General features: G+C 59.2%; 14 protein-coding genes. 2 read left to right on the top strand and 12 right to left on the bottom strand.

Translation table 11 applies throughout. The annotated features are described in order from the left end of the window. Positions 1-443 precede the first annotated feature (443 nt). From AWR36_RS02575 to AWR36_RS02545, 7 genes are all read right to left on the bottom strand, one after another. The gene (locus AWR36_RS02575; protein ID WP_067080466.1) at positions 444-1,496 is read right to left on the bottom strand and encodes a glycosyltransferase; all 1,053 of its coding nucleotides are present in this window, start codon (positions 1,494-1,496) and stop codon (positions 444-446) included. Between the two features lie 13 nt (positions 1,497-1,509). Continuing rightward, positions 1,510-2,202: a YrbL family protein gene (locus tag AWR36_RS02570; protein ID WP_067080456.1), complete on the bottom strand. Its 693-nt coding sequence runs from the start codon at positions 2,200-2,202 to the stop codon at positions 1,510-1,512. Further along, the gene (locus AWR36_RS02565; protein ID WP_067080453.1) at positions 2,202-3,239 is read right to left on the bottom strand and encodes a glycosyltransferase family protein; all 1,038 of its coding nucleotides are present in this window, start codon (positions 3,237-3,239) and stop codon (positions 2,202-2,204) included. The genes AWR36_RS02570 and AWR36_RS02565 overlap by 1 nt, the downstream gene beginning before the upstream one ends. 307 nt (positions 3,240-3,546) lie before the next feature. Next, on the bottom strand, positions 3,547-4,236 hold the full coding sequence (locus AWR36_RS02560) for a glutathione S-transferase family protein (RefSeq protein WP_067080450.1): 690 nt from the start codon (positions 4,234-4,236) through the stop codon (positions 3,547-3,549). A gap of 34 nt (positions 4,237-4,270) precedes the next feature. Continuing rightward, entirely contained in the window at positions 4,271-5,635 is a 1,365-nt protein-coding gene (locus tag AWR36_RS02555) for a class II 3-deoxy-7-phosphoheptulonate synthase (protein WP_067080443.1), read from the bottom strand. Between the two features lie 134 nt (positions 5,636-5,769). Beyond that, on the bottom strand, positions 5,770-6,960 hold the full coding sequence (locus tag AWR36_RS02550; protein WP_067080440.1) for an amino acid aminotransferase: 1,191 nt from the start codon (positions 6,958-6,960) through the stop codon (positions 5,770-5,772). A gap of 27 nt (positions 6,961-6,987) precedes the next feature. Then, positions 6,988-7,485: a MarR family winged helix-turn-helix transcriptional regulator gene (locus tag AWR36_RS02545; RefSeq protein WP_067080439.1), complete on the bottom strand. Its 498-nt coding sequence runs from the start codon at positions 7,483-7,485 to the stop codon at positions 6,988-6,990. Between the two features lie 358 nt (positions 7,486-7,843). Here AWR36_RS02545 and maiA point away from each other — a divergent pair, with 358 nt between their 5' ends. After that, the gene (gene maiA / locus AWR36_RS02540) at positions 7,844-8,473 is read left to right on the top strand and encodes a maleylacetoacetate isomerase (protein ID WP_067080438.1); all 630 of its coding nucleotides are present in this window, start codon (positions 7,844-7,846) and stop codon (positions 8,471-8,473) included. A 144-nt stretch (positions 8,474-8,617) separates the two neighbouring features. On the opposite strand, the gene AWR36_RS02535 is transcribed toward maiA, so the two are convergent. Together AWR36_RS02535 and AWR36_RS02530 are read right to left on the bottom strand one after the other, a co-directional pair. After that, positions 8,618-9,604, bottom strand: a complete 987-nt coding sequence (locus AWR36_RS02535) for a mechanosensitive ion channel family protein (RefSeq protein WP_197409212.1) — start codon at positions 9,602-9,604, stop codon at positions 8,618-8,620. Positions 9,605-9,674: 70 nt separating this feature from the next. After that, positions 9,675-10,844 (bottom strand): dipeptidase, encoded by a 1,170-nt coding sequence (locus AWR36_RS02530; protein ID WP_067080436.1) that lies wholly within the window; start codon positions 10,842-10,844, stop codon positions 9,675-9,677. Positions 10,845-10,998: 154 nt separating this feature from the next. Between AWR36_RS02530 and AWR36_RS02525 the strand changes: the two genes are divergently transcribed. Continuing rightward, entirely contained in the window at positions 10,999-11,475 is a 477-nt protein-coding gene (locus tag AWR36_RS02525) for an LEA type 2 family protein (protein ID WP_067080432.1), read from the top strand. A 223-nt stretch (positions 11,476-11,698) separates the two neighbouring features. Here the strand turns inward: AWR36_RS02525 and AWR36_RS02520 are convergent, their stop codons facing one another. From AWR36_RS02520 to AWR36_RS02510, 3 genes are read right to left on the bottom strand one after another with little or no spacing between them, the layout of a single operon-like run. Continuing rightward, positions 11,699-12,073, bottom strand: coding sequence for a hypothetical protein (locus AWR36_RS02520; protein ID WP_067080428.1), 375 nt, complete (start codon positions 12,071-12,073; stop codon positions 11,699-11,701). Further along, entirely contained in the window at positions 12,066-12,620 is a 555-nt protein-coding gene (locus AWR36_RS02515; protein WP_067080426.1) for a sigma-70 family RNA polymerase sigma factor, read from the bottom strand. Before AWR36_RS02515 ends, AWR36_RS02520 begins: the two co-directional genes overlap by 8 nt. 12 nt (positions 12,621-12,632) lie before the next feature. Then, complete coding sequence (locus AWR36_RS02510) at positions 12,633-13,562, bottom strand: DUF6249 domain-containing protein (protein ID WP_067080424.1); 930 nt, start codon at positions 13,560-13,562, stop codon at positions 12,633-12,635. Positions 13,563-13,566 lie beyond the last annotated feature (4 nt).

Below are 13,566 nucleotides of genomic sequence, written 5' to 3'. Positions count from 1 at the left end.
CTCTCTTGTTAGAATACCGTCACATGTAAACCCCCGAGTTTAACCGGATTTTTGCGCCAACTGCCATTAAGCAGGACCCGCTCCCCCTTTCTACAGTCCAAAACGACACTTTTTCAGGATGACTCCCCCTGTGCTGGTGAACAATTGCGCGGGAGGGTTCTTTTGTTAGTAATTGCGCCATTTGATAACGACTTATTAAGGGGTTAAATAAACCACCTGGCAATACTGGTCGCGTAATGACCAGTTCAGGGACGGTGTAGCACCAGTGTCCGGCGAGACCAGGACCGGTCGTTGCGCTGCAGGATCGTAAAAGTCCCAGGATCTGCGTCCACCACTCGGCCCCGGCAAAGCTCGCTCCCGGCGAAACCCGCATATGCCTGACGTACCCGGATAGCAGGTGCCTCCTCGCAAAAAGGCGCTCGCGTGCATAAACGGAGGCCGGGTCAGGACCTGCGCTTGAGCCAATCGAAGAGGTTCACATACTGATCGACAATCACCGCGCGGCTGAAGTGCTTGCGGTAGTGGGACTGGGCCGCTTCTGACAATTGCTTCCGCCCCGCGTCATCGGCGATCAGGCCGTTGATTGTCTCCGCCAGGGGCCCCGGTTGATCCACTGGGGTGATAATGCCGGTGACACCCGGCTCGATTAACTCCCCCGGGCCCTGCGAGTCCGTCGCAATCACGGGGCAACCGTGGGCCCAGGATTCCATAATCACAGAACCCAGCCCCTCGTGCCGCGAAGGACAGATAAACATATCAGCAGTCCGCATCAATGCGGTCACTTCGGATCGCCAGCCGAGGAAGCGCACACGCTCGCGGAGCCCGAGCTGCCGGCACAATTCCTTCAGCGAATCTTCCTCCGGTCCGGCACCGGCCAGCCAGAGAATGGCGTCAGGCACCTTTTCCAGTGCCTGCAACAAAGTATCGAACCCCTTGTTTGGATGAAGGCGACCAGCGGCGAGCAGTAATGGACGATCAGCAGGGGTATTGAAACTGTCGCGCGGCAGAGGCTGCACCTCCGCCTCATCCGCAAAATTGGGGATATGGAAAACACGATCAGCCGGCATCCCTCCACGGACCAGGTAATCGCATATCCCACGGGAAATACCAAGCCAGTAATCACAATGCCGGTAATATTTAAGGTTGTAGTAGTGCCCGAGGCGACTGACGAGGGTGTAATCCCCCTTCGGGGTCAGCTTGCTGGCACGACTCATCCAGCTGAGAACAATGTCTGGCCGGAAGGCGCGCAACGCTCGCCGGAATCGGAAACGATCCACCTGGTTGAGTGGGCCACCAAAGCGGAAGCCTTCCGCCGTAACACCGCCACTTTTCAGTGACTGGAGACGATGCTCATGGCCGCGGATAAAGGCTTTCTGGGTAATGGTACCGGTCTGCTGCAGACCCGTTGCCAGGCGCGCAAAGAAATTCTCAGCCCCGCCCTGGTAGGCGCCGGCAAGGGTCTGGGCGACCCGCAGTGATTCCGTATCAGTAGCCATAATGATTTCCGTATCATTGGGAGGACAAGCCATCATGCATCAGCAACCCGTGATATCCGGGAAAGCTGGCCAAGTGCCTCTGACCGAGCAACGTCTGGATGCGCTCGTGCATAACGGCAATTTTCTTTTCAATTTTTCTTCGCTGTACCAGAGGTGGTAGGAGCCGCATGGGCAGCAGTCCGGGGCTGCCCAACCCATCGATCACCACTAGCCGTTTTATCCTGCCCTGACTGTCCCGCTGGACCACGATATTGTGAAGCAGCAGATGCCTTGAGGGCACAAGGTTGTTCATCCAGAACTGACCCAGCTCCCCTACCGCCTGGCGGCACTCTTCAGTGAAGCCCTCGTCCCAGATGACTTTTTTCAGTGTCTGGGAGATAGCCCCGCTGTCATCCCTGACCAACTGTGAAACAAGCCCCCGCCCCATGTCGGTGTCGACAAAGCCATAGCACTGACTGACATGCAGGAATACAAGCTCACCGTATCGCGCCTGCAGGGATGCCATCACCCTTGCCTCCTCGAGATTGTCGTCGAACGAGGAAAGCGGCTTCAGGTTCTTGGGAAACCCCTTCTTGCGACGGCGATCCGCCAGGGTGAAATCCGGTCGCCGAACCTTGATGCAAAGCCCATCATCCCCGGGGTGCACGTAGCAAAGTCGATTACCGCCCCGAGCGAATGGTTTTTCAGCGGCCAGGTAGATGGTCATTAGCTGGCTCCAGCCGGTATCGTGTCGCGGGCCCACACATATTCGTGCGAATATGGCTGCAGTAGAGAGGCCTCGACAATATATTGCGCATACAGCCGTGAATTGATTTCTTTGTGGAAGAAATCCCGGGCCCGCGCAGCCCAGGAGCGACGTTTGGCATCGTCATTGTGGAACTCGCGCACCTTGCGCAACAGGTCTTCCTGATCCTCAAAATAGACAACGGATTCCGCAGGCAACAATTCGTCAAAACGCGGGCTGCTGTGCGTGAACTGGAGAATACCGTTACCTGCCAACTGTGCCATGCGGGCTGAGGAGTACCAGTAATGCCCCTCCTGGCGATTCAGGTTGAGCCCCATACGCGTGTTAGCCAGGGCCCGGTCGTAATCCCGCCCCCAGACCGGCGGCTCCCCGAAACTGCCATACGTTCTGAAGTTGAGCTCACCTTGCAGGGATTGTTTAAGCCACTTTACCAGCTCAAGCCGTTGGGTCAGGTTGGTACTGTTACTGCAGAAGAGGAGGTCCGTTTCAAGGTCCGTTCTACCAGCGTTGTTCATGCCTTCCTTTGCCGGGTCAACCGGGTTGGGCATGTGGTAGATCCTCGCCCCGAGACCTTCAAACTGAGTCAGCTCCGGACGTCCAGTTGAGACAAAGACAGCATCCGCAACACGGGCACGGTGCTTGATCCGCTCCACATTGCTGGGTACAAACAGGGGGTCGTTATTGCAGTGAGCGATGGTTACGGAGGAATTGCGCTTGCGAATCTCAGCCAGCGTTTCATTGCTGATCATGTCGCAATGCCCGGCGATCACCAGATCGGGCTCTACCGCCTCCACCGTTTCCAGAAGTCGACGATTGGCTTTGGCCTTGCCCAGGTCGCGAATCCCAAGCGGCGCCTCAAAAGCGGCCACATCACGGTCACTAAAAGTGTGGACGAAATGATCGTTCTTGATCAGGCCATTGGTAAGCTTCTGGGCCCAACTGATCCGTGTCTTGCCATACCGGCGAAGTTGTTGGTACGCGATGTGGAGTACGCGCATAAACCGTGATCCCTATACGGCTGAAAGTGCAATCCTTGGGCTGATTTAACCGGATTCTTGCGCGAAATGCCACCTGCCGCCCGGCGCTTACCCTCCCCCACCTGGCGAGAGCCAACTAATGGCGCTTAACACCACAAAGGGTTAGCTACGAAAAGAAATCAATCAGCTTGATAACGACTTATTAGGATATTTAAAAAAAAGGGTAATGTTGAAATCATGGGCACGCTGCCGCGATGACACTAGCCAGCGCCTGACTGCCCGAATTGCGCTTGTAACACAGCCGTTGGGGTAATGGCAGCGATGGGCTTCAGAGGCGCGGGACGCGGCGGTCTTCGATCAGGGTGCCGGACTGCAGCAATTCCCCTTCGTGGCCGGATTCACGCCAGGGCTCGCGCAGAGCCTCGCCCACCCACTCGTCCATCGCGGGCAACTGGAGCAGACGCTGGGCATAGGCCGCTGCGCCTTCGGGTAGGGGGAGACCAAAGCCCTTCACCCGCAGAGCCACCGGAGCGAAAAAAGCATCCACCGCGGTAAACTGATCGCCCGCGAGGAAGGGACCTCCAAACCGTTGCAGACCCTGCTGCCAGAGTTCAGCGATACGATGCAGATCCTTCTGCAGTGCGGGAGTCTGCGCATCCAATGAGACGGTGGCACCACAGTTCATCGGGCACTGCTCGCGGAGGGCGGCAAAGCCGGAATGCATCTCTGCCGTCGCACAGCGAGCCCAGGCACGGGCCACGGCGGACTGGGGCCACACCTGCGGATAGCGCTCGGCAATATATTCAACGATTGCCAGAGAGTCCCATACCGTGACATCACCATCCTCGAGGCAGGGCACCAGGCCATTCGGGGCAAAGTTACGGAACTTCTCCCAGCTGTTTCCTTCGTCGAACGGCACCAGTTGCTCGTCAAAAGGAATACTCAGCTGGCGGAGCAGGATCCACGGCCGCAAAGACCACGACGAGTAGTTCTTGTTGCCAATGAAAAGCCGGTACATATCCCCTCCCCCGCCAGGATCACGTTTTACAGTTTCAGGAAGTCCGCCCGCTGCGCAACCAGTCCGATACCCGGAAAGCCAACTCCAGTACCTGGTCGGCGTTCAGGCGCGGGTCGCACTGCGTTTCATAACAGGTGGCGAGATCCTCCTCGGAAATTTTCCAGGCACCCCCAGTACACTCGGTGACATGCTGACCGGTCATCTCCAGGTGAATACCGCCGGGGTGGCTTCCCTCGGCGCGATGCACGGCGAAGAAATCGCGAATCTCCCGCAGGATCTTGTCGAAATCACGGGTCTTATAACCACTGCTGGCCTTCACCGTATTGCCGTGCATGGGATCAGCACTCCAGACCACCTTGCGCCCCTCTCTCTGCACCGCCTGTACCAGGGCTGGCAGCTTATCACCCAGGGTATCGGCGCCCATGCGGGTAATCAGGGTGAGTCGCCCGGCTTCATTAGCGGGGTTGAGACGGTCGATCAGGCGCAGCAGCTCATCCGGTTGCATGCCCGGGCCCACCTTCACACCGATGGGATTCCAGACACCCGACAGGAACTCTACATGGGCGCCGTCGAGCTGTCGGGTCCGCTCACCAATCCACAGCATATGGGCAGAGCAGTCGTACCACTTGCCGGTCTGGCTGTCGGTACGGGTGAGCGCCTGTTCGTATTCCAGTAACAGCGCTTCATGGGAGGTGTAGAGCACCGTCTCGCGGATCGCCGGGGTATTCTCCGAAGTCACTCCACAAACGGCCATGAACTCCAAAGCGTCCTGAAGGCGCTCGGCCAGCTGGGCGTAATTTTCCCGCTGGGGATTGTTTTCCAGGAAGCTCAGGTTCCAGCCATGCACCTGGTGGAGGTCGGCGAGGCCGCCCTGCGCGAACGCACGAAGCAGGTTCAGGGTGGCGGCCGACTGGTTGTAGGCAGTGAGCATGCGCTGTGGGTCAGGGCGCCGTGCTGCATCTGTGAAATCGATGCCATTGATGATATCGCCGCGGTAACTGGGCAACTCCACGCCACCGACGGTCTCCGTATCTGCCGAGCGGGGCTTGGCATACTGCCCCGCCATACGCGCCACCTTCACTACCGGCAGGTTACCGGCAAAGGTCAGCACAACCGCCATCTGCAGAAGCACCTTGAAGGTGTCGCGAATGCGGTTTGCGTTGAAATCCGCGAAAGATTCCGCGCAGTCCCCTCCCTGCAACAGGAAGGCCTTGCCCTCTGCTACCTGTGCCAGCTGGCGACGCAGATCCCTCGCCTCCTGGGCAAATACCAGCGGCGGATAGCCTGACAGCTCGTTGCGAACCTGCTCAACACGCTCTGGTGATTCGTAAGCTGGCTGCTGACGGGCTTCCAGTTCCCGCCAGCTCGCGGGGGCCCAGTTTTTCGCAGCATTTGACACGGGTTGCGTACCTCAAAATTCCATTTGGTTGCCAGTAAAAGAAAAATCCCGGCCAAATTGCACGGGACTTTTCCAGGTGTTTGACTGCGGGCTGATCTGCCCGCACTGGTGATTGTAACCCGCGATGGGAACAATCAGAGAACGGCAGCCACCGCCTTACAGAAGTATTCCATATTGCCCTGACTGAGGCCGGCAATACTGATTCGGCTGGAGTCCACCATGTAGATGGAGTATTCATCCTGCAGCTGCTGGACCTGTTCAGCGGAAATACCCAGGAACGAGAACATACCCTTCTGACGCTGGATAAACGAGAAATCCCCCGGTGCGCCGGCCGCAGCCAGGTTTTCCACCACTCCGGTGCGCAGGCTGTTGATCCGCTCACGCATCTCGGTCAGCTCCGCCTCCCAGTTTGCGCGCAGGCCGGCATCCGTAAGGATGGATTCCACAATCGCGGCACCGTGGGACGGTGGCATCGAGTAGTTGCCACGCACTACATTCAGCAGCTGGCTCTGACCATTATCGGCGGCCGCTGCATCGTTGTAGATCGCCAGCGCCATGCCGACACGTTCCCGGTAGAGTCCGAAATTCTTCGAGCAGGAGACCGCCAGCAGCATTTCCGGAACAGATTCAGCCATCAAACGCAGCCCCCAGGCATCATCGCTGAGGCTGTCACCGAAGCCCTGGTAGGCCATATCAATAAACGGTGTGAAGCCCTGCTTCTGCGCCATCTCGACAATGACTTTCCACTGGTCACGACTCAGGTCGGCACCACAGGGGTTGTGACAGCAGGCGTGCAGGAGAACCAGGTCACCTTCACCAACGCCTTTGAGAGTCTCCACCATCTCATCAAAACGGAGACTGCTGCTCGCACGATCGTAGTAGGGGTAAGTTTCGATCTTGAGTCCGGCGTTGCCCAGCAGGGGAACATGGTTGGCCCAAGTGGGATCGCTCACCCAGACCCGCGCTCCAGGGCGGGCCCGGTTGACCATTTCCGCCAGCACCCGCAGTGCGCCGCAGCCGCCCGGGGTCTGTACGGACCGCACCCGGTTTGCCACCAGCGCCGGGTGACCTTCACCCAATGCCAGTTCCTGCATGGTGCTGTTAAACCCCGGAGTGCCAGCCGGACCAATATAGGCCTTGGTCTCTTCACTGCGCAGGAGGCGCGTCTCTGCCTCTTTCACCGCCTGGAGAACCGGCGTGTGGCCACTTTCATCTTTGTAGACACCAACACCCAGGTCGATCTTGTTCGGGTTATCGTCCGCCCTGTAACTGGCAAGAAGGCCGAGGATGGGATCTGGCGGCAGGCTGGTGAACTTCTCAAACATGGGACTTCTCCTTCAATTTCATTCGCTTCAATCGATCAGCCCGCGCTCAGCCCAGGCCTGCGCGCGATCCATCAGTTTCTCAATAATGCTGTCCAGCTGCTGGCGCTCATCGGAGCTGAGTGACGCCATCAGGTCATTCTCATACTGCTGGGCCAGCGGCACGATGCGTTCGTATACCTCACGCCCCAGGGGTGACAGGTTCAGCACCTGGCGGCGACGGTCCGCGGGGTCTTCACTGCGGGTGATGTAGTCATTCTTGAACAACACGGATACCGCCCGGCTGATGGCCACCTTGTCCATCGCTGTCTGCTCTACCAGTTCGGCAGCGGAAAGATCCGGGAAGCGGCCCAGGATTGCCATCACACGCCAGGCCGGTATTGTCAGCTCAAACCGCTGGCCATAGGCCTGCGCAATGGCATTGCTCACACGGTTGGAGAGCACCGAGAGCCGGTAGGGTAAAAACTTTTCCAGACGCAGGTCGTCCGGGGTTCCGGTTTCTTCGGACCGGTTTATTTCACTGTTCATCGCAGTTGCTCTGCCTCTCCTGCTTGCCTCTCCGGCGCCAACTCTGCAGGCACCCGGGTTGTCTGAGGTTACAAATGTAACTAACATTGGTTTCAATTGTAACCACTATAGAGGGCACCCGGAGTGGAATTCCCGCGGAACATTCCATCGGCCCTGCCCGGCCGGGCTCTGTCCGGAGATAAACGGTGGCGCATTATACGGGCTTGCGCGCCATTTTTGACACGTCAAAGCCCTCTTCGCGCACTTTATTTGCGCATCAGTCAGGCTTGAGTGCCCGCAGCCCGACAAGCGATGCCAGGCGTGTGGGGATCGAATTGCGCGGACTGCACGCTCAACAGGATTCGGGAAAAGAAGCACCATGGAACTACACGGCTATTTTCGCTCCTCTGCCAGCTATCGGGTCCGTATCGGGCTCAACCTGAAGGGACTCGAATACGACTACAAGGCGGTCAACCTGCTGAAAAACGAGCAGCGGGCCGATGAGTACACCCGCCTGAACCCACAGGGGCTGGTCCCCGCGCTGGTCGACGATGGGCAGGTTCTGACTCAGTCACTGGCCATTCTGGAATGGCTCGACGAAACGCACCCGGAGCCGGCGCTGCTACCGGCCACCCCCACAGGGCGCGCCCGGATCAGAGCGCTGGCCTACGGCATCGCCAGTGACATCCAGCCGATCCAGAACCTGCGCATCCTGCGCTATCTGCAATCGGAATACGGGCTGAATGATGAACAGAAAGCAGGCTGGATTCGCCACTGGATTCACGAGGGCTTTGCCGCACTGGAAAACCAGCTGAAACCGGCGCCCTTCGCGGCCGGCGACAAGCCGGGTCTGTTCGAGTGCTGCCTGATGCCACAGGTCTACAGTGCCGAGCGATTCGGGATGGACATCGCCGAGTACCCTGCCATTCAGCGCATCACGCAGGCCTGCAACGAGATACCGGCATTTATCGAGGCGCGGCCTGAGAATCAGCCGGACAGCACCCTCTGAAGCGAAAAGATCGCCCCCTCACTCCGGGGGGCTTTTTGGCTCAATGATCCGACGTCTGCAGTAACGATCTTAATTCGGTGCTCTCAGGCGAGCGGCACTCCAGCCCGCCCTGTGGCGTTCCGTAGCGTCAAAACGGAAATCGCGTCAGCCCTTCTCTTCTCTCAGCTTCAAGGGCTCTTTGAATGTGAGCGTGCGGTAAGGGAACGGAATCTCAATACCTGCTTCATCCAGCGCTTTCTTGATTACGGTGACAACCTCACCGATGGACTCTCGCACCTGCCCCGGCGTAGAGCCGGTCCACCAGGTGACCTCGATATCGATACTGCTGTCCCCGAAACCCTCCGGGTATACCTGGACCTGTTCATCGTCGCGGACGGTTCGGCAAGCCTTGACCGCTGTCTCGATGACCTTGACCGACTCCTCCACATCCTCGCCGTAGGCCACCCCCGCGGTAATGCTGACGCGGCGTTTCACCCGATTGGTAAGAACCTCACAGGGATTCTTGAATAAAAACAGGTTGGGCACGACGACAAGCTCGCCGGTCATGCGGCGAATGGTGGTGTTGCGCACCTCCACCGACTCCACACGACCGGTGATATTCTCACAGGCAATGACATCCCCCTCCTCAAAGGGGAAGCGCCACAGAATCAGGATACCGGCGAAAAAATTCTCGAACATATCCTTGAAGGCAAGACCGATGGCCACGGATAACAGCCCGACGGCACCCAGCGCTTTGGCGGGGGTGAGGCCCGGAAAGAGCACCATGGCGGCAAACAGCAGGCCGAGCACCCAGATCACGATAGTAAGCAGGCGGACAAAAAGGTCTCTCAGGGACTTGCGTGAGGTAGTGCGCTGGAAGAGGTGCCAGCCAAAGCGGCGGACCAGCACAACGATCAGCCAGGTCGCCAGCAGCACCATAAAACTGGCAATCACAAATGGTGTGTGGGCGAGGAAGTCTTTCCATACCTCACCCAGGGACTCAGCGACTGTCTGCGCCGCCTCTGATACCGGCTCCGGGGCAATCTCTTCGAGCCCCTCCAGCGCCGACGTATCCTTTTCTTCGCCTTCGGACTGGCTGCTGGCGAGTAGTCGACGCAGTAAATGCAGTGAATTGTCCAGATCGGGAAACACCGGGAGGCTCCATTACGCACACCAACATCAGGTATAGTCGACGGCGCGTCTCCCGGCTCTGGACTGACAATCAGCTCGCAGGCAACTGGGTGAGCAGGAAATCCCTCAGGTTTTCCCCCATGACCCGGCGAATCTCCGCCTCAGTGAAACCCTGGCGCAGCATTTCCTCGGTCAGCACCCCCAGCTCACCGGCATCAAAAGTAACGGCAACGGTCCCGTCGTAATCCGACCCCAGTGCCACGTGCTCAACACCGAGCAGATCGATGGCATAGCGAATCGCCTCCACCACGCTCCGGGGGCTCGGGTCACAGACGGCACCATCCCAGAAGCCAACACCAACCAGACCGCCGGCGGCGGCGATTTCCTGCATCAGCGAATCACTGATATTGCGCGCAGAATCGCAATGTCCCTTGAGGCCGGTGTGGGAAACCATCAGCGGGCGCTCGGTGAGAGACAACACATCCCGGACCACCTGCTCCGAGGAGTGCGCCACATCGATAATGATGGAACGGCGCGCCATTTCCACCACCGCCCGGCGACCGAAATCGGTCAGCCCTGCACCGCTCTCGCCATGCAGGGAGCCGCCCAATTCGTTGTCGAAGAAATGCTGCAGGCCCATCACCCGGAAACCGGCGTCATACAGCACATCAATATTTTCCAGCTTTCCTTCCAGCGGATGAGCCCCCTCAATACCCAGCACGGCCGCTGGAGGCGCCGCGCCCTCCCCACGCAATGTGAGCAGGTCGCGCAGCTCCCCGGCAGTCCTCACTGGCGCAATAGCCGACGGGTGCTGCGACGCCAGCTGATGGAGTCGCTGCGCCTGGAAAAGCGCCCGCTGCAGCAGGCTGTCCCAGGTTCGCGGTGGCCACCCCTGGGCCACGGCGAGAAGGGTAATATTGTCCCCGCTATCCGCGGCATTCTCTTCATAGTTGAGCCCCCGGGGCGACTTGGTGACTGCGGTGAAGACCTGAATACCAAGGTTACCGGCGCGGGCACGGGGCAGGTCCAGGTGGCCATAATCAGATGTATCAGCCAGATCCCGGGCCCAGAGGAAGCTGTCTGCGTGCAGATCCCCAACCAACAAGGAACCATGCAGCTGCTCGGCCCTGGCGGAGAGCGGCGGTTGACCATCACCCAGGTACTGATTGAGGCCCGCATCCACCGCCGGCAACAGCAGCCAGCGCCAGGAAGCAAACAGTGTCAACATTAGCAGGGATATCAAGGCGAGCATTTTCTTCATGGATGATGTGCACCGGATTATTATGATTTTTGATTCGCTCAGTGCTGTGGCCCGTTTGAGGGACACAACCCTTGCCTGCGGTAAACCAATCAGAGATGGCGCGGTCTACCACTACTGACAGGAATTGTAAGCCAACCCATTGGGGAGATCATCGATGCCCAGAGCTTTTCCGCTGATATTCGCTTTCTGCATGCTATTGAGCATGACGGGCTGTGCGGTGCTGTCGCCATCATTCCAGGAGCCCGAAGTAGAAGTGGTGGGCCTGGAACCGCTCCCCTCATCCGGTAACGAATTGCGCTTTCGAATTCGCTTGCGGGTATTCAACCCCAACAACTCAGAGCTGGCACTCTCCGGGCTCTACTACACCCTGCGGCTTGCCGGGCACAAGGTGGTCACCGGCACCGCCAGCGATCTCCAGCCGGTGGCCGCTTATGGACAGGAGGATATTACGGTCGATGCCACTGCCAGCCTCGTTGGTTCACTGATGGCAGCGGCGGACCTGCTGGGGCGGCAAAGGAATACCGTACCCTACGAGCTGGAGGCCAAGCTGGGGCTGCGCCGCTCAATCCTGCCCGCTCTCCGCGTCACCAAGCGGGGCGAGATCAACCTCAACCAGTACGACGCCCGCTAGGGCGTCCCAGTTCACCAGGGGCACATCCGTGGCGGCGTAACGCCCGGGCACCGCGCCCTGCAGCCGAGGGCCACAGCCCCTGACCAATGGACAGCTCTCGCTGGCTGCGAAGACGATAGCAGGCGGGTTTAGCGGTTACAGACAAGGAATATTGTGGGGAAATCGGGCCGCCGGGCGGCGGCCACGTCATGAATGAGAGAGGCTGAAAGGAACGAGGGGCCTCTTAGCGGCGGGCGGCGAGAATTCCGCCGGTCATGGCCGCCAGGGATGCCAGCAGGCCCGCTCCCACCAGGGAGTACAGGCTGACGGACTGGCGCACCGCTTCATTCAGCACCTCGCCGAAGGGGAACTGCCACGCCACGATGGCAGAGGCGGCAACCACAGCGGCGTACTGCATCCGGGTGGCCCGTTTCTCGGAGCGTTTGGACGGAGCGGGAAGCTTCGCCATCACCTGCTCACAGAAGCCATCGTCGTCGAGATAGGGCTCGTCGAACTGCAGCTGGCGACTGAGCCAGGTATCGAACTCCGGGTCGCTCCCCAAAAGGGCCGAATCTGTCATGCCATCGTTCTTGCTGAGTTTTTGATCAAAGCTATCCACTGACTACCTCCTCGCGCCACGCCTGCAGTAGAGACTGCAGCTTCGCCCGCGCGCGGTTAACGTGGGATTTTACCGTACCTAGCGGCAACTTCATAATACTGGCCGCCTCCTCGTGGGAAAAGCCCCGCTGCATGCACAGATGCACTGCCTGCCGCTGGGCTTCGCTCAATTCCTCCATGGCGGAGTGAAGGTCACGGGCCATGCCCAACTGCTGTGATTCCTCCACGGATTCTTCCGCCTGCGCCCGGTCCACCAGTTCCTGGTTCACCTCCGGGGCATTCTTGCGCTTGTGGCTCATGACAAGGTTATAGGCGATGCGGTACAGCCAGGTGCTGAAACGCGCGTCGCCGCGAAACGCAGGCAGCGCTTTGTAGGCCTTGATGAAAGCCTCCTGCGCCATATCGTCAGCGAGGCCCTGGTCGCCATCGCACAGCTGACGGAGCGAGAAACGCAGCTGTGACTGATAGCGGCGGACCAGCTGGGCGTATGCCCGCTGGTCCCCATCCTCGACGATCCTGCGGATCAGTTCCTCGTCATTGAGGTCCATAAGTCCCTGCCCTTAACCCACCTGGCCTTCGGAACGGTGATCCAGCTTCCAGTTGATAAACCGGGCCACACCGATAAAGAGCGGGATCAGGCCCAGGCTACCCACACCAGCGCCCACAGCGATGGTCAACCAGATAAAGAGGGCCAGACCGACCGCGATCAGGGTGAAGCCTCGGTCACGCGCCTTACTCGGTGATTCCCCTTCCATTGCATCCAGCAGCTCTGGCGGAATGTCCCGACCTTCTGCCACCATGCGATTGATGTTGTCCATCAGCAGCTGCTTCTTGCGGTAGCTATTACGTGTCACCAGCCACACGATGAGTACCGGGGTGCCGAACACCGCGAGTACCGAGACAATTGCGATCAGCCAGTCCATATCAATCTCATCCTTTACCCTAACTCCGCGAAGTTCATGCCGATCCAGGTCACCCGAGATACCAATCTGGATATTCTTGGGCACACCATCCAGGGACTCTTCTACAATCAGGCCCTTCTCATCGAGGATGCCCTGCTTCTCCAGCTTCTCGTAGATCCGCCGGGTAACGGCGCCACCGAACTCCTCACCCAGGTCCACCTGGACTTCGCTGCGCTCGCCGGTCTCATCACGAGTGGTGATACGCAGGGTGCCGTCATCGCCACGGAGGATCCGTACCTGCTTTTCGACCTGGTCCTCGACCTGCTGGAGTTGCCGGGCATGGCTCTCCATCTCACGGGCACGACTCTCCATCTCCCGCGCCTGGATTTCCATTTCCTGTTGCAGGCGCTCCATCTCCTGCTGGTGGTCCTGCTTCTCAGCAGCCTGTGGTGCCTCGACCGGCGCCGAGGCTGGCGAAGGTGGCGGCTCCGGTGCCTGCTGGGCCCAGCCGGACAGCGACAGGGTCGCCAGCAGGCCAAACAGCAGCCGGGAGCCGACCGCGCTAGTGTTATTGTTTCTCGCTCTCATTATG

Origin of the sequence: Microbulbifer flavimaris (assembly GCF_001641755.2) — a bacterium.
Taxonomy (GTDB): Bacteria; Pseudomonadota; Gammaproteobacteria; order Pseudomonadales; family Cellvibrionaceae; genus Microbulbifer; species Microbulbifer flavimaris.
Note: the sequence above shows the minus strand (reverse complement) of the source record. Positions and strands in the feature narration are given on the sequence as shown.